The organism is Klebsiella sp. C283, assembly GCF_048822555.1.
GTDB lineage: Bacteria > Pseudomonadota > Gammaproteobacteria > Enterobacterales > Enterobacteriaceae > Klebsiella > Klebsiella quasipneumoniae.
This window is the reverse complement of sequence record NZ_JBMEZS010000004.1, coordinates 222,210-244,259: the sequence shown is the minus strand read 5'-3', so window position 1 is coordinate 244,259 and position 22,050 is coordinate 222,210. Positions and strand designations below refer to the sequence as shown.

The window sequence follows — 22,050 nt, the reverse complement described above, 5'->3', positions numbered from 1 at the left end:
AAAATCTTATTTTCTTCTGCATGCTATTTGCCTACCAGCGCTCACGTAACAGATTCATAAACTGGAAAAAGTCGTGGTTATTATTCAGGCTGTATTTTTCCATAATCTTATTCTTATGATAAGCGGCGGTGCGGGGGCTGACGCGCTGCAGGGCGGCGATTTTACTCATATCGAGACCTTCGAGAATACCGTGCACCACGGCGGTCTGGGAGCGCGACAGCACGCGATGCGGGCAGCTGGCGCAGCTGAGCTCCCGGCCCGCGTCGTCGGTGGCCGAAGGCGCCATACAATGCTGGAGCTCGCTTTTAATAATCGTCAGCAGTTGCGGAATACTGGCCGTCTTTAGCGAGACAAAAATGACCCCTTTCAGGCAGTTAATCATGAAATCCTCTTCCGGCAGCTGGTCGTAGCTGTGGAGGATAATCAGCGAACTGCCTTTTTTCCTGTTTTTAATCAGCGTATTGCACAGGTAGATTTCGCCGGGGATCACTTCGCAAATGATGATGTCTTCCCCTGACAGGTCATTATTACGCCAGGAAAAGCGCGCCCGCTGATCGCCCCGGGTGAGGTCATTGACCATGGCGACCAGCGATTCACGGACAAAGGTGTTACGGGTATTGATGGTGACATTAATGTTTCTCATGGCGTTATTTCCTTACGCAAAAACATAACGCCATGCTGTGACACATCCTCCGGGCGTATGCGGTGTGTTGACTGTATTAAAGTGCCTACAATATGTTTTTATTATTCTACAGTGAATTATTTACGACGCATTGAACGCTTATCGTTGAAGGTAAATTTCTGCCGTCTCCTGTCTTTCAGATAGGAAATAAAACTGTATACAGAGATGCTGAAGAAAAAAATGCATAGCAATAAAACTAACCACGTTTGCATGGCCATTGTTTATACCTTGTTTGTGTTGCATGGTGTCAGAATTTGCCGCGAACGGCTAATACGTTTTGTTATATGCTTTTCTGTCCAATGAAAATCATACGACATCATCCTTATGTAGTAGCACTATAAGAAAGTTCTTAAGGTTATCGTCAGTCTCATTCCTCTCATTTCTCTCAGAAAATGAGAAAAATTAACACTTGCGAGTCATTCATATCCAGCATGGCCGCCGACATACCCCGTCCATCAGGAAATAAAGGCCAGCCCCTTACCAAAGATGGCGCGTACGGGCAGGTGGATCCCCTGCTGGCGAGCCTTGTGGCGCAGGCGGCTAACCACCACGTCGATGCGGTGCAGGTCAGGCTCGCTTTCATGGGCGAACAGGCAGGCATGGAGATCCAGCTTGCTGCACACTTCGTTGCGATTGCGCATTAAGAGCTCCACCAGGCGATATTCCTGCTGGGTTAACTCCAGCGTCCGGGCGTCGGGAGAGATCAGTTTATCTTCGTGCAGACGCCACAGCCCGGTGGCGGGGGGAGAGACGGCGCTGGCCGTCTCCGGCGACGGGGAGGCCGCCGGGCGATCCTGCTGCAGGCGGGCGCCGAGGGCGGTCAGGGTCTCCGCGAGGTGGGCGAAGTTAACCGGCTTGATCAGGTAAGCATCCGCCCCGAGGCTCAGCGCCTGCAGTTTATCCTGCTGCTGACCGCGGGCGCTGACCACCACCAGACCGTAGTGCCCCAGCTCGTGCAGGTAGCTCAGCACGCTGAAGCCATCCTCGCCGGGCAGACCGATATCAATCAGCACGATGTCCACCGGATGGCTGTGCAGCTGCCGCCAGAAGGCTTCGGCGCTGCACGTCCCCCAGACCTCGAAGCCGCGATAGCCCAGCCAGGCCAGCAGTTCATCCAGCAGATCGGGGTTATCTTCTATTATCGCCAGCCGTAAAGCCATGCGTCGTTCTCCTCTTAAGCAACCGTGGGGAGGGTGAGAATAAAGGTGCAGCCGTCCGGGCCATGCTCGGCCAGCCACAGTTTGCCATCATGAGCCTGCACGATCTGGCGCGCAACATACAGTCCGAGACCGGTGCCGCCCGGCACTGGTGACGTATGTTCCCCGCGTCGGTAGCGCTCAAAGATCAGTTCCGCCTGCCCGGCGGGGAGGCCAGGACCGTAGTCGCGAATGCGCAGCTCTGTTTGCCCGGCATCGGCGTGAATATCGATGGTGATTTCGCCCGGCGGCGAATACTTGACCGCGTTATCCAGCAGGTTGGCGATGGCGATGCACAGCAGGCCGGCGTCGGCTTGTAGCTGCGGGCTTTCCACCGCGCCGTGATGGCGAATGTTCAGGTAATGGTCGTGAGAGATAGCCACTACCGAGGCCGCCATAGTGATCACCGTCAGCAGGGCGGTCTGCTGGCGGTCGACGTGCAGATCGTGGGAAGCGAGCCGGGCGTCGGCGAGGCAGTTATCGGTGAGCTGCACCAGACGGGTGGCGGCGCGGCCGATGCGATCGAAGCGCGCCTCCTGGCTGGCCGACGCCGCCGAGAGGCGGAGATTCTCCAGCGCGGCCTGGATCACCGCCAGCGGGGTGCGGAATTCATGCGCCACCATGCCCATAAACTGCCGCTGGTGGAAGCTGGCCTCGCGCTCGATCTGCAGCTCGCGCGCCAGGCGCTGCTTCTGCTCCAGCTGGCGGTTTTCAGCCCGCACCCGCAGGATGGCAATGATCAGCACCGTAATGATGTGGACGATCAGCGCATACTGCCAGAGGGAATAGATCGCCATATGAAACGGGATAATACCGTGGATCGACAGCTGCACCAGCACCGCGGCGGCGACATAGAACGGCGGCAGGAGCCCCAGCAGGAGGGTGTTGCGGTCGATAGCTTTTTTGCGCCACAGCCACCAGGAGGTGAACAGCAGCACCGGAGTGATAATGATAAAGATCACCCCTTCAATCTGCATGGCGAGGCCGTAAAACCCCAGCGGAATGCTGACCTGCAGCAGCAGGTTGAGCGCCACGGCGGCGATCAGCAGCCGGTAAAGCCGCGGCATATTTTTCTTCAAATCAAATATCTCGCTGTGCAGCCACAGGGCGGTGGCATAGCTGAACAGGGAGAGGCTGCTGATCATAAAGTCCTGGAAGGGCAGCGCGGCGTGGCCGAAAAACCACTCCGGGAAACCGTGCAGGGCGGCCACCAGCGGATAATTGAGCGAGAAGAAGCAGATGCCCCACAGCAGACGCCGGCGCAGGGCCAGGGCCAGCCATAGCGCCACGCCGCTGGCGACCGCCGCCAGGCCAAAATAGAAACACCAGAAGGCGGTGTCGGCGGTGGCCCGCTGCAGATAGGCCTGCGGAGAAGAGAGGGAGGCCAGCAGGATCAGGGTGCTGGTGCTCTGCAGGCGAAAGACTATCTCATAGCCGGCGGCGGTGGGCGGCGGAGGGAGGATCAGCACGCTTTCCCGATAGTGGAGATCGCTCTCCCGGGCCAGGTCACGGTCGCCAAAGGTACGCGCGGTCCACGGCGCGTCGCTGCCCAGTGGCCGGTAATAGAGAGTCAGGTGGTCGACGAAAGAGGGGCCAATCTGCAGCCAGCGCGACTCGCTGGCAAACCATTCACCCGGCAGCTCGCTGCGCAGCCACAGGGTTTTGCGTGAATAGCCGAAGGAGGGGATTTGCCGGGTGGTGGCGAGCTGGTCCACGGGCAGGTCGGCAAAGCGATCGATGGTCATCTGGCCGCTGTCGTCCGCGTACCACTCGACGGGGATATCTGTTCCCAGTTGTCGGGGCGCCGACTGCGCCTGCGGGGCGATCAGCAGCAAGAGCAATCCGCAGCTGACCAGCCAGCCTGCCAGGAACCGCGGCCGGTAACGCCGGACCGCTGCGAAGATCGCAGACACCCTTTTCAATCACGCCCCCTTGCGGCATGCAAAGATTACTGACCGCAGACGACTGGCTACGGTATGGATAATACGCCCCCGGAAGCGGAGGAAAGTGGACAGGCCTGTCCGGACGAACAGGCCATTTTGCGTGGGAGACCAGGAATATTCCAGCGTAATCTGCAACGCCGCGATCAGGACAGACCTGCTGCGCGGCAGCGCCTGGCAAGGGCTAGCGGAAAACCACCTGCGCCCAGCGGGCCAGCCCGGCGGTTACTGAGCCAAAATCATCGCCACCGGCCAGCGGAATACCCGGGAGCTTGGCCGCCAGCGCCTTTTTGATCAGCGGTGAGCGGGCGCTACCGCCGGTCAGATAGATCACGTCCGGGGTGGTCTGGCTGCTGTCGAGGGCAAGCTGCACCTGTTCCATAATGCGGCTCAGCGGCTGATCCAGCGCCGCTTCCAGCCCCTGCCGGGCGATGGCGGTGGCCAGCTCGTCCTGAATAAACGGCAGCGCGGTCTCGACGCTGTCCGCGCTGGAGAGGGCGATTTTGCTCTCTTCGGCGCTGCGCACCAGGCGATAGCTCAGGCGCTGACGCCAGACCTTCAGCAGCAGGGCCACTTTATCGGCATCCCGGGCGCTGCGCAGCAGGTCGTTAAGCAGACGGCCATTGGCGGTGCTGTAGAAGTCGCTCTGCGCCGGGACGTCGTTGATCGCCACCGCGTTCCACCACGGAAGGATCGGCAGCGCGGTGCCTTTCTCCGTTTCGCCGCCCATGCCGAGCAGGGGCATCAGGCATTTGAAGGCCAGGGCAATATCGAGGTCGTTACCGCCGATGCGGCAGCCGCTGTGGCCGAGCAGGCTCTGCTGGCGGTCGGCGCGCTCCCGCCACTGCGGGCCCATCAGCAGCAGGGAGCAGTCGGTGGTCCCGCCGCCGATATCGACGACCAGCACCCGCTTCTCTTCACTGAGGGTGGCTTCGAAATCCAGCCCGGCGGCCACCGGTTCAAACTGGAAGACCACATCGCGGAAACCGGCGCGGAGGGCGGCCCGCTCAAGGATCCCCTGCGCCTGGGCGTTGGCCTCGTCGCCGCCGAGGCCCTGGAAGTTGATCGGCCGGCCTATCACCGCCTGGTCGATCTGCTCGGGCAGCTGGCTTTCCGCCTGCAGCTTGATGTGCAACATCATGGCGCAGACCAGGTCTTCAAACAGGGCCACCTGCTGCGGCTTGAGGCCGCTGGCGCCGAGGAAGGACTTTGGCGATTTGACGAAGTAAACCTCTTCCGGATCTTCAACATACTGATGCAGGGAGGCGAGGCCGAACTGCACGCTGTTGCGCAGCACCTCGATGTCTTCGTCGCGGTTGGCGGCGATGGCCCGGCGCAGCAGCGCCTGGTTTTCGTCGCTGTGGGTCGGTACCTCGTGATGGCGATAGAGCCACTCGCTGACCGCTTCGCGCGTCGGCGCGCAGAGCATGGAGGGCAGCAGCGCGCTGCCGTTTTCCAGCGTCAACAGCTGAGGCTTGTTTTCCCGCATCACGGCCACCGAACAGTTGGCGGTGCCGTAGTCAAAACCAATAAACATCGTCTGCAAAATCCCCATGCCGGTGAAGAAGGGGGGCGACTTTAGCGGATCGCCGTCATGCCGACAACCGGAATTTAAAAGCAAGGCGCTGACGGTGAAGGGCGACTATCATTGAAACGCTATATAAAGGAGAACTTATGGTGCTGTTACCCTGGACCCCGCCCTACGACTGGGGGTGGATGGTTGGTTTTCTGCAGGCGCGCGCAGTCGCCGGCGTCGAGCGTTTTCATGACGGAGGCTACAGCCGCAGCTTTCGCGTAGCAGGCCACGGCGGGCTGATTCATCTGGCGCCGGACGAGGAGGCGCAGGGCCTGCGGGTGACGCTCTCCCCGGGGCTGCAGCCGGTGGCGGAGATCTGCTATGCGCGAATTGGCCAGCTGTTTGATCTGGCCTGCGACCCGCAGCAGGTCGCTCGCACGCTGGGCGACCTGGCGCAGGCGCGGCCGGGGCTGCGCCTGCCCGGGGCGCTGGACGCTTTCGAACAGGCGGTGCGCGCGGTGCTCGGCCAGCTGGTGAGCGTGGCGATGGCCGCCCGGCTCACCGCCAAAGTGGCGGCCGGCTGGGGCGAACCGCTGGCGGACGCCCCCGGCTATGTTCTATTCCCCACGCCGGAGGCGCTTTCCCGGGCCGATCCGCAGGCGCTGAAGGCGCTGGGGATGCCGCTTCGCCGCGCGGAGGCGCTGATCCACCTCGCCCGGGCGGCGCTCAGCGGCGAGCTGCCCCTGACCGCGCCGGCGGATATCGACGCCGGGCTGCGTGAATTGCAGACTTTGCCCGGGATTGGCCGCTGGACGGCCAGTTATTTTGCCCTGCGCGGCTGGCAGGCGAAGGATATCTTTTTGCCGGACGACTACCTGATTAAACAGCGCTTTCCGGGAATGACCCCGGCCGCCATCGCCCGCTATGCTCGCCGCTGGCAGCCGATGCGATCTTATGCGCTGTTGCATATCTGGTATACCGATGACTGGGCGCCGGCGGCGGAATAGCCGTCCGGGGCGCATACCACTGGTATCGGGGCGCTGAAATCCCTATAATTGCCGCGTTTGGCGGTCCGCCGCCACCCTCCATCTCTATCCAGGTTAATCAGGTCGCAAAAATTTATGACTGATATGTCCCATCAGTGCGTCATTGTAGGCATCGCCGGCGCATCGGCTTCTGGCAAAAGTCTTATTGCCAGTACTCTCTATCGCGAATTGCGTGAACAAGTTGGCGACGAACATATTGGCGTCATTCCGGAAGACAGCTATTACAAAGATCAAAGTCATCTGTCGATGGAAGAGCGCGTCAAAACTAACTATGACCACCCGAGCTCAATGGACCACAGTCTGTTGTTCCAGCACCTGCAGATGCTGAAAAGCGGCCAGCCAATTGAACTGCCGGTCTACAGCTACGTCGAGCATACCCGCACGCCGAACACCATTCACGTCGAGCCGAAGAAGGTAATTATTCTTGAAGGGATCCTTCTGCTGACCGATGCGCGCCTGCGTAACGAGCTCAACTTCTCTATTTTCGTCGACACCCCGCTCGATATTTGCCTGATGCGCCGCATTAAGCGCGACGTTAACGAGCGCGGCCGCTCCATGGACTCGGTGATGGCCCAGTATCAGAAGACCGTGCGTCCGATGTTCCTGCAGTTTATTGAGCCGTCGAAGCAGTATGCCGACATCATCGTGCCGCGCGGCGGCAAAAACCGCATCGCGATTGATATTCTGAAGGCCAAAATCAGTCAGTTCTTTGAATAACCTGGCCGAATTGTGTAACGTGCAAAGAGTAGCCCTGTTGCCCTCTCCGCCGCGAAGCGTGCGGGAAGCAGCCTTATAAGGAGAAAGCCCATGCGTCTGTGTGACCGAGATATCGAAGCCTGGTTGGATGAAGGGCGACTGGCCATCAATCCGCGCCCGCCCGTTGAGCGTATTAATGGCGCGACGGTTGATGTACGGCTGGGTAATAAATTCCGCACCTTCCGCGGCCACACGGCGCCGTTTATCGATTTAAGCGGCCCGAAGGCCGAGGTGAGCGCCGCGCTGGACCGCGTGATGAGCGAAGAGATCGTTCTGCCGGAAGGGGAGGCCTTTTTCCTGCATCCGGGCGAACTGGCGCTGGCGGTGACCTATGAGTCAGTCACCCTGCCTGCCGACCTGGTGGGCTGGCTTGACGGGCGCTCCTCGCTGGCGCGCCTGGGGCTGATGGTGCACGTGACCGCGCACCGCATCGACCCGGGCTGGTCCGGCTGCATCGTGCTGGAATTCTACAACTCCGGCAAGCTGCCGCTGGCGCTGCGCCCGGGGATGCCCATCGGCGCGCTGAGCTTTGAACCATTATCGGGCCCGGCGGCCCGGCCGTATAACCGCCGTGAAGACGCCAAATATCGCGACCAGCAGGGCGCGGTGGCGAGCCGAATCGACAAGGATTGATAACGTCAACGGGGTGTTGCTGAGGGTGCCATGAGACGAATACTGACAACGCTGATGATCCTGCTGGCGGTCATTGTCGCCGGGCTTACCTCGTTGGTATTGCTGGTCAATCCCAACGATTTTCGCGCCTATATGGTGCATGAGGTGGCAGAGCGCAGCGGTTATCAGCTTGAACTCGATGGCCCGCTGCGCTGGCACGTCTGGCCGCAGCTCAGCATTCTCAGCGGGCGCATGACGCTGACCGCCAGAGGCGCTGAAGAGCCGGTGATCCGCGCCGACAACATGCGCCTCGACGTGGCGCTGCTGCCGCTGCTTTCGCACCAGCTGCAGGTGAAGCAGGTGATGCTCAAGGGGGCGGTGATCCAGCTGACCCCGAAAACCGAGGCGGTTCGCGACAGCGCGGCGCCGGTCGTGCCGCATGACAACACCCTGCCGCTGGCCCCGGAGGACCGCGGATGGTCCTACGACGTGCGCCAGCTGCAGGTGGCCGACAGCGTGCTCTTCTTCCAGCATGAAAACGGCGAGCAGGTGACGGTGCGCGATATCCGCCTGCAGATGGAGCAGGATGAGAACCACCGGGCCACCGTCGATTTCTCCGGCCGCGTCAACCGCGACCAGCGCGACCTGGCGCTGAACTTCTCCGCCACCGTGCAGGGCGGCGACTATCCGCATTCGTTAAAAGCCGACTTTAGCCAGCTCAGCTGGCAGCTGCGCGGCGCTGAGCTGCCCCCCGACGGCATCAATGGTCAGGGGAGCCTGCAGGCCAGCTGGCAGGAAGATAGCAAGACCCTGCGCTTTGAAAATCTGAACCTGATGGCCAGCGGCAGCACCCTCACCGGCAACGGCAGCGTGGTGCTGGGAGAGCGCCCGGACTGGTCATTGGATCTGCACGCCACCACCCTGAATCTCGACAGTCTGCTGGCGTCCTCTTCGCCGGCGACCGACAGCAGCGCCAGCCAGCAGGGCCAGAGCCAGACGCGCCCGCTGCGTCCGGTGATCGCCGACAGCGATGAGCGCGAAGATTACCAGAGCCTGCGCGGCTTTACCGGCCGGATGGCCCTGAGCGCCGACCAGCTGCAGTGGCGCGGCCTGAACTTCACCCAGGTGCAGAGCGAGATCAGCAATCAGCAGGGGCTGCTGACGGTCAGCAAAATGCAGGGCAACCTCGACGGAGGCCAGCTTTCCCTCCCCGGCACCCTTGATGCCCGCGGCGACACGCCGCAGGCGACGTTCCAGCCGGCGCTGCAGAACGTGGAGATCGGTTCGCTGATCAAAGCCTTCAACTATTCCTTAAGCCTGACCGGCAAGCTGTCGCTGACCGGCGAGTTTTCCGGAGCGCGCATTGACGCGGATGATTTCCGCCGTCACTGGCAGGGCCAGGCGCAGATCCAGATGACGGATACCCGTACCGAAGGGCTTAACTTCCAGCAGCTGGTGCAGCAGGCCGTGGAGCGCAGCACCAACGTCCGGGCGCAGGAAAATTACGACAACGCCACCCGGCTGGATGCCGTGAGTAGCCAGCTGACGCTGGATAACGGGCTGGTGACGCTGAACCGCGTGCAGGGGCAGTCCGACGTGATGGCGATGACCGGCGAAGGACAGCTCGATCTGCAGAAAGAGAACTGCGATATGCGCTTTAACGTGCGCGTGCTCGGCGGCTGGAAAGGCGAGGGCAAACTTATCGACCGCCTGAAGCAGACCGCCATCCCGCTGCGCATCTACGGCGACTGGCAGTCGCTGAGCTACAGCCTGCAGGTGGACCAGATCCTGCGTAAACAGCTGCAGGATGAAGCGAAGCAGCGCCTCAACGACTGGGTCGAACGTAATAAAGGCAGCAAAGAGAGCAAAGACGCTAAAAAGCTGCTCGATAAGCTGTAATCGTCCAGACCAGCAGCCCGGGACTACCGGGCTGTGAGCATGTCGTCAAAGTGTGATGTCACATTGATGCCGGGCGGCGGCTACGCCTGACCCGGTCTGGGTTGTGCGGCAGGGGTAATCCCCCGGTTTGCGTCGCCATCCCGTAGGCCTGATAAGCGAAGCGCCATCAGGCATTATGGCGGCTGTAGAGCATCAATTCCCTGTGATGTGAGCATGTCGTCCAGGTGTGATGTCACATTGATGCCGGGCGGCGGCTACGCCTGACCCCGCCTGGGTTGTGCGGCGGGGTAATCCCCCGGTTTGTGTCGCCATCCCGTAGGCCTGATAAGCGAAGCGCCATCAGGCAGTGTGGCGGCGGTAGAGCATCAATTCCCTGTGATGTGAGCATGTCGTCCAGGTGTGATGTCACGTTGATGCCGGGTGGCGGCTACGCCTGACCCCGCCTGGGTTGTGCGGCAGGGGTAATCCCCCGGTTTGCGTCGCCATCCCGTAGGCCTGATAAGCGAAGCGCCATCAGGCAGTGTGGCGGCGGTAGAGCATCAATTCCCCGTGATGTGAGCATGTCGTCCAGGTGTGATGTCACATTGATGCCAGGCGGCGGCTACGCCTGACCCGGCCTGGGTTGTGCGGCGGGGGTAATCTCCCGGTTTGCGTCGCCATCCCGTAGGCCTGATAAGCGAAGCGCCATCAGGCAGTGTGGCAGCGGTAGAGCATCAATTCCCTGTGATGTGAGCGTGTCGTCCAGGTGTGATGTCACGTGGATGCCGGGCGGCGGCTACGCCTGACCCCGCCTGGGTTGTGCGGCGGGGGTAATCCCCCGGTTTGTGTCGCTATCCCGTAGGCCTGATAAGCGAAGCGCCATCAGGCATGGGTTTGATTAGCCGTCCCGCCGCCCGGGATACCCCGGGCCGTTTTATGCCTGACGATTATACCTCATAATCCAGCTCATCCTGCTTTGCCGGCGGAACGATCTGCACCTTTTGCACCCGATGGCTGTCGACCTGCAGCGTGCGTAGGGTATAACCGTCAATCTCAATGGTCTCTCCCACCTGCGGCACATGCTGCAGATACTCCATCAGCAGACCGGCAACAGTGTGGTACTCACGTTTATCATCCAGCGGCAGCGGAACATACTGCACCAGATCCTCCAGCGGCATATGGCCGTTGACCGTCCACGAACCGTCCGGATGGTGCTGAATATCGTGCCGGGCGTCGATCTCCTCCACCTCGTTGGGCAGATTGCCGGCAATGGTCTCCATCACGTCGCTCAGGGTCACAATCCCCTCGACGGAGCCAAACTCATCCACCACAAAGGCAAAATGGGTGCGGGCCTGACGAAACTGCTCAAGGGCGGAGAGGAGCGGTAACCCCTCCGGAAAGACCAGCGGCTGGCGCACCAGCGCCTGCAGATCCAGCGGCTCCTGGCGCAGGGACTGCTGGAGCAGGTCGATAACATGCACCACCCCCAGCAGGTCTTCATTATCCTTTCCGCCGGTGACCACCAGGCGGGTGTGCTGATTTTTTTCCACCAGGCTGCGGATCTCTTCCTCCGGCGCGCTGAGATCGATGCGCTCGATATCATGGCGGGAGGTCATAATACTGCTGACGCTGCGCTGATTCAGGTTCAGCACCCGCTCAATCATCAGCCGTTCCTGCGGATTAAACAGCGGATGATGGTCCTGGTCGGCGACCAGCGACGCCGTGTCAGCATCCAGTTCAGCTTTTTCCTTCTGCCCGCTCAAAAGATTCATTACCGCCTCGGTAGTGCGCTGACGCAGCGTCATATTGGCGGAGAGAAAACGACGGCGGTTAAACAGCGCCAGCTGGTTAAGGGCTTCAATCATCACCGAGAAGCCAATTGCCGCATATAAATAGCCTTTCGGAATAATAAAGCTGAAGCCTTCAGCAATCAGGCTGAAGCCGATCATCAGCAGAAAGCTCAGACAGAGGATCACGATGGTCGGGTGGCTGTTAACGAAGCGCGTCAGCGCCTTGCTGGCCATCAGCATCAGGCTGATAGCGATGATCACGGCGGCCATCATCACCGCCAGGTGGTCGACCATGCCGACCGCAGTGATCACCGAGTCGAGCGAGAAGATGGCGTCGAGCACCACGATCTGCGCCACCACGGCCCAGAATTTGGCCCCTCTGCGCTGGGTGGGATTATCGCTGTCTTTTCCCTCCAGCCGCTCATTAAGCTCGACGGTCGCTTTAAACAGCAGGAACAAGCCGCCGAACAGCATAATTAAATCGCGGGCGCTGAAGCTGAAGTCGTGAAAAACAATTAGCGGTTTGGTCAGGGTGACGAGCCAGGAGATAGAGGCCAGCAGCAGGAGACGCATCACCATCGCCAGCATCAGGCCAGTGATCCGCGCGCGGTCGCGCTGGGCGGGCGGGAGCTTCTCAGCGAGGATAGCGATAAAGACCAGGTTATCGATACCTAACACCAGTTCGATAACGACCAGCGTGACGAGACCTGCCCAGATTGACGGATCGGCAATCCATTCCATATGTATTAAAACCTGTACGACTGCGGTATGTGTTACCCCGATCATGGATAAGATGGGTATAAAATGCAATAACGACGCGGATAGCGCCCTGCCATGGGTGGATATATTTCCAGCAGATTAAGCGAACCGATAAGAATTATGTTCCGGTAAAGAACAGTGAAAAAATAACACCATGGCGGTTGCCCTGGAATAAGCGGGCCAATATCAGAACGTCTGCCGCTGCGCTTCCGCCAGGGCGCAAAAGCGGCATTGTGCCACCATTCGTCGCAGCCAGAGGTGATGCCCACGCTGTGGGGGAAGAGCGAAATTCCTCGTAAAATCGGCATCATTCAGCTCATAAAGGGGCGCAGAATAGGGCGGCTCCTGGTTTTATTCCGCCGATTATGGCTTGTATAGCGACCTGTCCAGCGGTAAATGCTGAAATATATTACCTGGATAAATTTATTATCTATACCTATTCTTTGCGGGCATAGGTGCGGCACGGCAGCCCTGGCGTGCTGGCGCGCCCTGTGGACGGGGATCTCGGCCACATTGCACGGCGCAGAGAAACGCACCGCTGAATAACCTGATCGAGAATAAGATTATTCTCACTTCTAACTGTTGGTAAAAGGGAGTTATGTGTATTCTTTTACGTGACAGTGAATTTAAGAATTTGGCGGGCAGATGCCCGGGCAGTATCCGTGTATTATCAGTTTCAATGGATTTGTGACATGTACAATTTTGCAAAACCGCGTGTTTTGCAACCAAACAGGTGAAGATGAATATGGCGAATTTGAAAGCGGTTATTCCGGTCGCAGGACTAGGCATGCATATGCTGCCGGCCACAAAGGCAATTCCAAAGGAGATGCTGCCGATCGTTGATAAGCCAATGATTCAGTACATTGTTGACGAAATCGTCGCCGCCGGGATCAAAGAGATTGTTCTGGTGACGCACTCCTCGAAGAACGCGGTGGAAAACCACTTTGATACCTCCTACGAGCTGGAAGCCCTGCTTGAGCAACGCGTGAAGCGCCAGCTGTTGGCGGAAGTCCAGGCCATTTGTCCGCCGGGCGTAACCATCATGAACGTGCGCCAGGCGCAGCCGCTGGGTCTGGGCCACTCTATCCTCTGCGCCCGTCCGGTCGTCGGGGATAACCCGTTTGTGGTGGTGCTGCCGGATATCATCCTCGACGGCGGCACCGCTGACCCGCTGCGCTATAACCTCGCCGCTATGGTCGCCCGCTTTAACGAGACCGGCCGCAGCCAGGTGCTGGCGAAACGCATGCCGGGCGATCTCTCCGAATACTCCGTGATCCAGACCAAAGAGCCGATGGTGGCGGAAGGGCAGGTGGCACGTATCGTCGAGTTTATTGAAAAACCGGACGAACCGCAGACTCTGGACTCCGACCTGATGGCGGTGGGCCGCTACGTGCTGTCGGCAGATATCTGGGCCGAACTGGAGCGCACCGAGCCGGGCGCCTGGGGCCGTATCCAGCTGACCGACGCCATTGCCGAGCTGGCGAAGAAGCAGTCCGTCGACGCGATGCTGATGACCGGCGAAAGCTATGACTGCGGTAAGAAAATGGGCTATATGCAGGCCTTCGTCACTTACGGAATGCGTAACCTGAAAGAAGGCACCAAATTCCGCGAAAGCATTAAAAAACTGCTGGCCTGAACGCCAGCCTGAGACCGGGCGGCAGGCTCTGAGCATCGGTCCTGCCGCTCATAACGTTATGCAGAATTTATTCATAACGTGAATGTTATAACGATTGTAAAGAAACGTATGGCTTCGGAGACTTCTGGTAGTTTGTCTCTGGCCTCTGTGGTGCAATGGTCGGAGTAGCGGCAATAATGCTTTATGAATAGTCACTTAGTGCGACAATTCCTAAAGTGCAGGGAAAGCGGTCAACGTCAGCCAAAAATAAAACTTGACTGCGATCATGTTTCCGCTTTAAACATCTCACTTGCATGCATAAAAATGTGAAATGAATTGGCATGCGAGCTGGTACAGACATTATGGATAATCCCTGAGCACGGCAGTGGACATCATCGAAGGATCACAGGTATATGAACTGGCAACTCATCTCATTTTTTGGCGATAGCACCGTTTTGCTGCCCAGCGCAGCGGCGCTGTTTATTGTCCTGATGCTGCGTAAAACGTCGCGGTTGCTGGCGTGGCAGTGGAGTTTGCTGTTCGGCATCACCGGCGCCATCGTCTGCGCCTCCAAGCTGGCCTTTATGGGCTGGGGACTGGGTATTCGTGAGCTGGATTACACCGGCTTCAGCGGCCACTCAGCGCTCTCCGCGGCCTTCTGGCCTATCTTCTTATGGCTGCTTAGCGCCCGTTTTTCGGCGGGTGTGCAAAGAGCAGCGGTCACCACAGGCTATGTTTTAGCCGCAGTGGTGGGGTATTCACGGCTGGTCATCCATGCGCATTCCGTCTCGGAAGTGATCGCTGGCCTGCTGCTCGGCGCTGCCGGCAGCGCTTTGTTCCTGTTGCTACAAAAACGTACCACCCATTTGGAAAGCCTGAGTATTTCCTGGGGCGGCGTCGCGTGCCTGGTGATGGTCCCGCTCATCCTGTTGCATAGCGGCAATAAAGCGCCGACTCAGTCCCTGCTGGGACAAATCGCCATCGCAGTAGGACCGTTGGACAAACCCTATACCCGAAACGATCTGCACAAGCAGGCCTGGTAATTGCCTTTTTTTTTACAGGGGAAATTAAGTTTTCGCTGGTTAATTAGTCAAATAAGAAAATAATCTACTATATGCCAGTCAATTGATAATTCATATTTATGAAATAATGCAGTGCTACTACATTGTTAGTGCCAATTTGCGTGGATATAGCCGAGGTCAGACGTTTCTTAAATGCGCTGAGAAAGAACCTGGAGCACGTCTGCTGAATATTCCGTTACCAGGAAACTATAAGAAATTGTAGTTGACTTAGACGCCATCATCTGATTTTTGAATGACGCGACCTTAACGTAAAAGATCTTGTTTTACAGATGGTTAGCTTCATCCTTGATAGGTTAGCAACAACGGGACACTGTCTGGCCGTTTAACTTAGTGAATAATCTTAAGTGTTGACCGCTTATTTTTGCCAATAAAAGGGCAGGTGGTATTAATTGGCAGATATTCGGTAACAAGACTCCCAATTGTGACCGAAATCCCGTAAACTTAACGCCGCAAAAAATAAAGGCCTGACCAATTATTCATCCGCAGGTCGATAAAATAAGTCGTTCAGGTAGTCAGTGCGCTGGTAGCTGTTAAGCCAGGGGCGGTAGCGTCGCTGAAGCCGCTTGCTGCTGTACAATAGCTCCTGTTCAATTGCTGTAAAAATCGACCCTGTCATGATGAATACCCTCATCAGCTATCTATCCATTTTCCACGGATATCCTCAGAAGTTGGTCAGGAGCGGCTGCTGATATCACCTGGACATTAATTTTCCCATCTCATCGATAGCCTGTAGGGTGAAATTCGCCTACATTGTGAGCTGGGTGGATGTGATAATGGTTACGAGCAGCTTAGGGTAACTGTACTTGCCTCGCCGGTGTTGCACAGTGAAGTCAACTGGTGCCGCGAGCGCTTTCTATCTTGCTATTCCCCTCATTCTCATTGAGATACGACAGCGGGGCTGAAAATGGATCTTGTACAATGATAAAAATTGCGCGCATTGCCGTGACGCTGGGTTTACTTTCCTCATTGGGAGCCCAGGCTTTCGCGGCTGGGTTAGTGGTAAATGATAACGATCTGCGTAACGACCTTGCCTGGCTTTCCGATCGCGGGGTCATCCATCTGAGCCTGTCGACCTGGCCGCTGAGTCAGGAAGAGATCGCCCGGGCGCTAAAAAAGGCCAAACCGTCCTATTCTTCTGAGCAAGTGGTTCTGGCTCGTATCAACCAGAGACTGTCTGCTTTAAAAGCCGATTTCCGGGTCACCGGCTACACTTCAACCGACCAGCCGGGTACCCCGCAGGGGTTTGGTCAGACGCAGCCGGCAGATAACTCGTTAGGTCTGGCGTTCAATAACAGCGGCGAGTGGTGGGATGTCCACCTCCAGGGTAACGTCGAAGGGGGAGAGCGGATCAGTAACGGATCGCGCTTCAACGCCAACGGCGCCTATGGCGCGGTGAAATTCTGGAACCAGTGGCTCTCCTTTGGTCAGGTTCCGCAGTGGTGGGGACCGGGCTATGAAGGAAGCCTGATCCGCGGGGATGCGATGCGTCCGATGACCGGCTTCCTGATGCAGCGGGCAGAGCAGGCGGCGCCGGAAACATGGTGGTTACGCTGGGTGGGTCCATGGCAGTACCAGATCTCCGCCAGCCAGATGAATCAATATACCGCTGTGCCTCATGCCAAAATTATCGGCGGACGTTTTACCTTCACGCCGTTCCAGTCATTAGAATTAGGTGCGTCGCGTATTATGCAGTGGGGCGGGGAAGGGCGGCCACAATCCTTTAGCAGCTTCTGGGATGGCTTCACTGGCCATGATAATACTGGGACTGATAATGAACCGGGGAACCAACTGGCCGGCTTTGACTTTAAGTTCAAACTCGAGCCAACTCTCGGCTGGCCGGTCAGTTTCTACGGGCAGATGATCGGTGAGGATGAATCTGGTTACTTGCCTTCGGCAAATATGTTCCTTGGTGGAATGGAAGGGCACCACGGCTGGGGTAAGGATGCGGTAAACTGGTACCTGGAAGCACACGATACGCGCACCAATAGGAGTCGTACTAATTACAGTTATAACCATCATATCTACAAAGATGGTTACTATCAGCAGGGCTATCCGCTGGGTGATGCGATGGGCGGGGACGGGCAACTCGTTGCCGGTAAGGTTGAGCTGATTACGGAGGATAACCAGCGCTGGAGCACGCGTCTGGTATACGCAAAGGTTAACCCGGAGAATCAGTCGATCAATAAAGCATTCCCTCATGCTGATACCTTGAAAGGTGTACAGCTGGGCTGGAGTGGCGATGTGTATCAGTCGGTTCGTCTGAATACTTCACTGTGGTACACCAATGCTAACAATAGCGACAGCGATGACGTTGGGGCCAGCGCAGGTATAGAGATACCGTTTAGTTTATAAGGCTGAATGCTGAAAACAGGGGAGAGGGGTGGTAGCGCTGCAGGATGCAGTCAGCTTTTATCTCTCCATAAGCCGGCAGGGAAGTAACGGCGATGACAGCTGCTCAGGAATTGGCAAATTTTGATTTACTGATGATGTGACATTATGAAGAAAAAAATTGTTAAATTTTCGGCATTAGCGTTGGCGATTGGGTTTTTATCGGGTTGTACCATTATCCCTGGTCAGGGATTAAACAGTCTGCGAAAGAACGTGGTTGAGCTTCCGGATAGCGACTACGATCTGGATAAATTGGTTAATGTATATCCGATGACACCAGGGCTTATCGATCAGCTTCGCCCTGAAAGTGTACTCGCTCGTCCAAACCCACAGCTGGATAATTTACTACGCAGTTATGAATATCGCATCGGGGTGGGCGATGTATTGATGGTCACTGTCTGGGATCACCCGGAATTGACAACACCTGCAGGCCAATACCGTAGCGCCAGCGATACCGGTAACTGGGTTAACTCAGACGGTACCATTTTCTATCCTTATATTGGTAAAGTGCAGGTGGCGGGGAAAACACTTAGCCAGGTACGCCAGGATATAGCCAGCCGTTTAACAACATATATTGAAAGTCCACAGGTTGATGTAAGTGTTGCTGCATTTCGTTCTCAAAAAGCCTATGTAACTGGCGAAGTTGCAAAATCAGGTCAGCAACCGATCACTAATATCCCTTTAACAGTTATGGATGCAATCAATGCTGCAGGAGGCTTATCAGAGGACGCTGACTGGCGGAATGTTGTTTTGACGCATAATGGTAAAGACACCAAAATCTCACTTTATGCTCTAATGCAAAAAGGGGATTTAACCGAGAACCGATTGCTGTATCCTGGAGATATTCTGTTTGTCCCGCGTAATGACGATTTGAAGGTTTTCGTGATGGGTGAGGTGGGCAAACAAAGCACGATGAAGATGGATCGCAGTGGAATGACTTTGGCAGAAGCACTTGGTAATGCGGAAGGGATTTCTCAAGCATTCAGCGATGCAACAGGGGTTTTTGTAATTCGCCAGATCAAGGGTGACAAGCAAGGTAAGATTGCTAATATCTATCAATTAAATGCACAAGATGCTTCTGCTATGGTATTGGGGACTGAATTCCAATTGCAGCCCTATGATATTGTATATGTAACTACTGCTCCTTTGGTTCGCTGGAATCGCGTGATATCACAGCTCGTACCAACAATAACCGGAGTACATGACATGACCGAAACAGCGAAATATATTAAAGAATGGCCATAATATGACTTTTGATAATATTTTAGTGATTTGCACTGGAAATATTTGTCGTTCACCTTTGGGGGAACGTCTTCTGCGAAATAAGTTGCCAACAAAGGTGATAAATTCAGCGGGTACAAGCGCTATGGTTGATCACCCAGCTGATAAATCCGCTATAAAAGTAGCCGAGGATAATGGTATATCATTAGAAGGCCATAAAGGGAAACAATTAACACGAGAAATGATTAGGCGTCATGAGTTAATATTGGTCATGGAGCAGTATCATATTGAGCATATAACTAAGTTATATCCGGAATCTCGTGGGAAAATATTATTATATGGGCATTGGATAAATCAGAAAGAAATACCAGATCCATATAGAAAAAGTGAAGAAGCTTTTATCTCAGTTTTTAAAATGTTAGAGCTTGCTGCGGAAGAATGGACAGCAAAGTTAGGTGTATAAATTTAGGAAAACCTTATGCCTTCTGTAAAAAATAAGCATGAACTAAAAGAATCTGATGAACTGGATATTGCTCGCTTATTTGGGGAGCTGATTGATCACCGTAAACTCATTATTTCACTAACAGCATTAAGTACATTATTAGCACTTGTATATGCATTATTTGCTACACCCATATATCAAGCAGATGCAACATTGCAGGTAGAACAGAAGCAGGCAAATAGCATTCTTAACAGTTTAAGCCAAATGCTTCCAGATAGCCAACCTCAGTCAGCTCCGGAAATAGCCTTATTACAGTCAAGAATGATCTTAGGTAAAACAGTTGACGATCTAAATTTGCAAACAAAAATACAGCAAAGTTATTTTCCTATATTTGGTAAAGGATGGGCCAGATTAACAGGGGAAAAGAATGGGCAAATAATAATTCCTAGATTGTACATTAAAGATGCCGGTGATGAAATTATCAATTTTGACATCACCGTTACAGATAATAAGAATTATAAAGTTAAGGGTGAACAAGGCGAAATTAATGGAACAGTAGGTGATTTAATCGAGAAGGGAAATTTTGCAATTAGCGTTAGTAGCATTGATGCAATTCCAGGAACCAAATTTAAAGTTTCATATATTCCTCGGTTACGGGCAATTACAGATATTCAAAAGAATCTGTCAATCACGGATCAAGGGAAGGATACAGGGATCTTATTATTATCACTAACCGGTGATGACCCTGAGTTGACGAAAAATATACTTGACAGCATAAGTAATAATTATTTGGCCCAAAATATCGCAAGGCAAGCAGCACAAGATGAAAAAAGCTTGGATTTTTTAAATAAGCAGTTGCCAAAAGTTCGCGGAGATCTTGACTTAGCTGAAGATAAATTAAATGATTATAGACGCTTAAATGATTCCGTAGATTTATCTCTAGAGGCTAAATCTGTTTTGGATCAAATAGTAAACGTTGATAATCAGTTAAATGAATTAACATTTAGAGAATCAGAGATTTCTCAACTTTATACAAAAGAGCACCCTACTTATAAGGCATTGTTAGAAAAAAGAAAAACATTACAAGAGGAGAAAAGTAAATTAAATAAACGGGTGTCGAGTATGCCTGAAACACAGCAAGAGATTTTAAGGTTAAGCCGAGACGTTGAGTCTGGTCGCGCTGTATATATGCAATTGCTTAATCGTCAGCAAGAGTTAAGTATTGCAAAATCGAGTGCAATAGGTAACGTCCGGATCATAGATGAGGCAGTAACAAACCCTAAACCAGTTAAACCTAAAAAGGTTCTTATTGTTCTTGTGGGGATTGTAATTGGTGCTGTATTATCGATTGGGATTATTCTTCTCCGTATATCACTGAGACGAGGAGTGGATTCGCCTGAATTGCTTGAAATGATCGGTACATCTGTGTACGCAAGTATTCCGGTCTCTGAAGCAATGACTAAGTATAATAATTTAAAAAATAAGTCACATAAGGATGATAGAAATATATTACTAGCTATTGATAATCCTGCAGATCTGGCGATAGAGTCAATCCGAGGGTTAAGGACTAGTTTACATTTCGCAATGATGGAAGCACGAAATAATATCTTAATGATATCTGGTGCAAGCCCAAATGCCGGTAAAACTTTTGTCAGTTCAAACTTAGCAGCTATCGTTGCTCAAACTGGGAAACGAGTTTTATTCATTGATACGGATATGAGAAAAGGTTATACACATAAACTTTTCAAAGCATCTAATGCAAATGGTCTATCCGAATTTTTAGCAGGCAAAAGCGAAATTTCAAAATGCGTTCAAACATTTGAGTCTGCGAATTTTGACTTTATAACAAGAGGAGTTGTACCACCTAACCCAGCCGAGTTATTGATGCATAAAAGATTTGATGAATTATTACAATGGGCGAGTAAAAATTATGATATTGTGATTTTAGATACGCCTCCAATTTTGGCTGTTACTGATGCAGCAATAATTGGTAATTATGCTGGTACAACATTATTAGTGTGTCGCTTCGAAATGAACACAGTCAAAGAAATCGAAGTTAGTATTCAACGATTCGAACAAAGTGGTGTATCTGTTAAAGGATGTATTCTAAATGGAGTGATTAAAAAAGCAAGCAGTTATTATGGTTATGGCTATAATTATTATGGTTATTCTTATGATGATAAGAAGTAACAATATAATAAAAGGATGATTGGGAAATGAAATATTTTATAGCCATACCGACATTTAATGGTGGAACACTGTGGAAAAATGTAGCGAAAGCAATAAGGGAATATGCGCCACAAGATACATTAGTCCAGGTCATTGATTCTGGTAGTACAGATAAAACGGTTGATTATGCCAAAGAATATGGGTTTGAGTTAGTAAGCATTAATTCAAAAGATTTCAATCATGGCGCAACAAGAAATCTTGCGGTAGACCTACATAAAGATGAATTTGATATCGTAATTTTTTTGACGCAGGATGCTCTACCTACGCCGTTTTTTGTAGAAAAATTAATTAAAGCATTCGATGATCCTATGGTAAGTTGTGCTTATGGCAGGCAATTACCACATTCAGATGCTAATCCGATCGCGAAACATGCCCGTTTGTTTAATTACAGTAGTAATAGTTATACATCTTCAATGCGAGATGTCCCGTTAATGGGCTTAAAAACAGTTTTTATATCAAACTCTTTCGCGGCATATAGAATTTCAAGCTTTGAAAAAATAGGTGGGTTTCCATCTAATACAATTCTTAGTGAGGATATGTATTTCGCCGCGAAAAGCGTAATGGGCGACTATAAAATTGCATATATTGCAGACGCTATGGTAAAGCATTCACATAACTACTCATTGATAGAAGAGTTCAAAAGATATTTTGATATTGGTGTGTTCCATGCTGACCAGCAATGGATAAGAAATAATTTTGGTGGAGCAGGTGGAGAGGGAAAACGTTTTTTAATATCTGAATTGTTATACTTAATCAAATCAAATCCGCTGTATATATTTAGGGCCTGCACGCTAAATGCATTGAAAATTACAGGATATAAATTAGGGCAAAGCTATAATAAATTGCCGCTAAGGATAGTGAAAAAGTTATCTATGCATAAGCGATATTGGAAATGAAA

At 53.7% G+C, this 22,050-nt stretch carries 16 protein-coding genes and 2 pseudogenes; 11 read left to right on the top strand and 7 right to left on the bottom strand.

All coding sequences use genetic code 11. The features are described from left to right. Positions 1-31: 31 nt before the first annotated feature. From ACOI7Z_RS09425 to yegD, 5 genes are all read right to left on the bottom strand, one after another. A complete protein-coding gene (locus tag ACOI7Z_RS09425) occupies positions 32-643 on the bottom strand; it encodes a helix-turn-helix transcriptional regulator (RefSeq protein WP_023290390.1) in 612 nt (203 codons plus the stop codon). A 116-nt stretch (positions 644-759) separates the two neighbouring features. Next, positions 760-900 carry a small membrane protein gene (locus tag ACOI7Z_RS09420; protein WP_004146563.1) on the bottom strand — a complete coding sequence of 47 codons (141 nt, stop codon included), beginning with the start codon at positions 898-900 and terminating at the stop codon, positions 760-762. Positions 901-1,137: 237 nt separating this feature from the next. Beyond that, a complete protein-coding gene (locus ACOI7Z_RS09415) occupies positions 1,138-1,842 on the bottom strand; it encodes a response regulator transcription factor (protein ID WP_087849483.1) in 705 nt (234 codons plus the stop codon). Positions 1,843-1,856: 14 nt separating this feature from the next. Continuing rightward, the gene (locus ACOI7Z_RS09410) at positions 1,857-3,713 is read right to left on the bottom strand and encodes a sensor histidine kinase (RefSeq protein WP_087849551.1); all 1,857 of its coding nucleotides are present in this window, start codon (positions 3,711-3,713) and stop codon (positions 1,857-1,859) included. Between the two features lie 289 nt (positions 3,714-4,002). Next, positions 4,003-5,355, bottom strand: coding sequence for a molecular chaperone (gene yegD, locus ACOI7Z_RS09405; RefSeq protein WP_023290387.1), 1,353 nt, complete (start codon positions 5,353-5,355; stop codon positions 4,003-4,005). Between the two features lie 137 nt (positions 5,356-5,492). On the opposite strand from yegD, the gene alkA reads away from it, so the two are divergent. The 4 genes from alkA to asmA all read left to right on the top strand — a co-directional run bounded on the left by alkA (position 5,493) and on the right by asmA (position 9,647). After that, positions 5,493-6,341: a DNA-3-methyladenine glycosylase 2 gene (gene alkA, locus ACOI7Z_RS09400; RefSeq protein ID WP_101862010.1), complete on the top strand. Its 849-nt coding sequence runs from the start codon at positions 5,493-5,495 to the stop codon at positions 6,339-6,341. A 114-nt stretch (positions 6,342-6,455) separates the two neighbouring features. Next, positions 6,456-7,097 (top strand): uridine kinase, encoded by a 642-nt coding sequence (gene udk / locus ACOI7Z_RS09395; RefSeq protein ID WP_002912442.1) that lies wholly within the window; start codon positions 6,456-6,458, stop codon positions 7,095-7,097. 90 nt (positions 7,098-7,187) lie between these two features. Further along, a complete protein-coding gene (gene dcd / locus ACOI7Z_RS09390; RefSeq protein ID WP_004151145.1) occupies positions 7,188-7,769 on the top strand; it encodes a dCTP deaminase in 582 nt (193 codons plus the stop codon). 30 nt (positions 7,770-7,799) lie between these two features. Further along, positions 7,800-9,647: an outer membrane assembly protein AsmA gene (asmA, locus tag ACOI7Z_RS09385; protein ID WP_137916361.1), complete on the top strand. Its 1,848-nt coding sequence runs from the start codon at positions 7,800-7,802 to the stop codon at positions 9,645-9,647. A gap of 926 nt (positions 9,648-10,573) precedes the next feature. On the opposite strand, the gene ACOI7Z_RS09380 is transcribed toward asmA, so the two are convergent. Further along, a complete protein-coding gene (locus ACOI7Z_RS09380; RefSeq protein WP_023290384.1) occupies positions 10,574-12,157 on the bottom strand; it encodes a TerC family protein in 1,584 nt (527 codons plus the stop codon). A gap of 757 nt (positions 12,158-12,914) precedes the next feature. On the opposite strand from ACOI7Z_RS09380, the pseudogene galF reads away from it, so the two are divergent. Both galF and ACOI7Z_RS09370 read left to right on the top strand, forming a co-directional pair. Further along, positions 12,915-13,843 (top strand): annotated as a pseudogene (gene galF / locus ACOI7Z_RS09375) (GalU regulator GalF). A gap of 360 nt (positions 13,844-14,203) precedes the next feature. Then, the gene (locus ACOI7Z_RS09370; RefSeq protein WP_137916387.1) at positions 14,204-14,833 is read left to right on the top strand and encodes a phosphatase PAP2 family protein; all 630 of its coding nucleotides are present in this window, start codon (positions 14,204-14,206) and stop codon (positions 14,831-14,833) included. A 543-nt stretch (positions 14,834-15,376) separates the two neighbouring features. Here ACOI7Z_RS09370 and ACOI7Z_RS09365 read toward each other — a convergent pair. Continuing rightward, positions 15,377-15,503, bottom strand: a pseudogene (locus ACOI7Z_RS09365) (hypothetical protein). Positions 15,504-15,790: 287 nt separating this feature from the next. On the opposite strand from ACOI7Z_RS09365, the gene ACOI7Z_RS09360 reads away from it, so the two are divergent. The 5 genes from ACOI7Z_RS09360 (at position 15,791) to ACOI7Z_RS09340 (ending at position 22,048) form a co-directional block, all read left to right on the top strand. After that, positions 15,791-17,224, top strand: a complete 1,434-nt coding sequence (locus tag ACOI7Z_RS09360) for a capsule assembly Wzi family protein (protein ID WP_264947448.1) — start codon at positions 15,791-15,793, stop codon at positions 17,222-17,224. A 144-nt stretch (positions 17,225-17,368) separates the two neighbouring features. Continuing rightward, positions 17,369-18,505, top strand: a complete 1,137-nt coding sequence (locus tag ACOI7Z_RS09355; protein ID WP_087824187.1) for a polysaccharide export protein — start codon at positions 17,369-17,371, stop codon at positions 18,503-18,505. Position 18,506: 1 nt separating this feature from the next. Beyond that, positions 18,507-18,944, top strand: a complete 438-nt coding sequence (locus ACOI7Z_RS09350; RefSeq protein ID WP_080884197.1) for a protein tyrosine phosphatase — start codon at positions 18,507-18,509, stop codon at positions 18,942-18,944. A 15-nt stretch (positions 18,945-18,959) separates the two neighbouring features. Next, positions 18,960-21,113, top strand: coding sequence for a polysaccharide biosynthesis tyrosine autokinase (locus tag ACOI7Z_RS09345; RefSeq protein ID WP_137916385.1), 2,154 nt, complete (start codon positions 18,960-18,962; stop codon positions 21,111-21,113). A 26-nt stretch (positions 21,114-21,139) separates the two neighbouring features. Then, positions 21,140-22,048 (top strand): glycosyltransferase family 2 protein, encoded by a 909-nt coding sequence (locus tag ACOI7Z_RS09340; RefSeq protein ID WP_080884195.1) that lies wholly within the window; start codon positions 21,140-21,142, stop codon positions 22,046-22,048. Positions 22,049-22,050 lie beyond the last annotated feature (2 nt).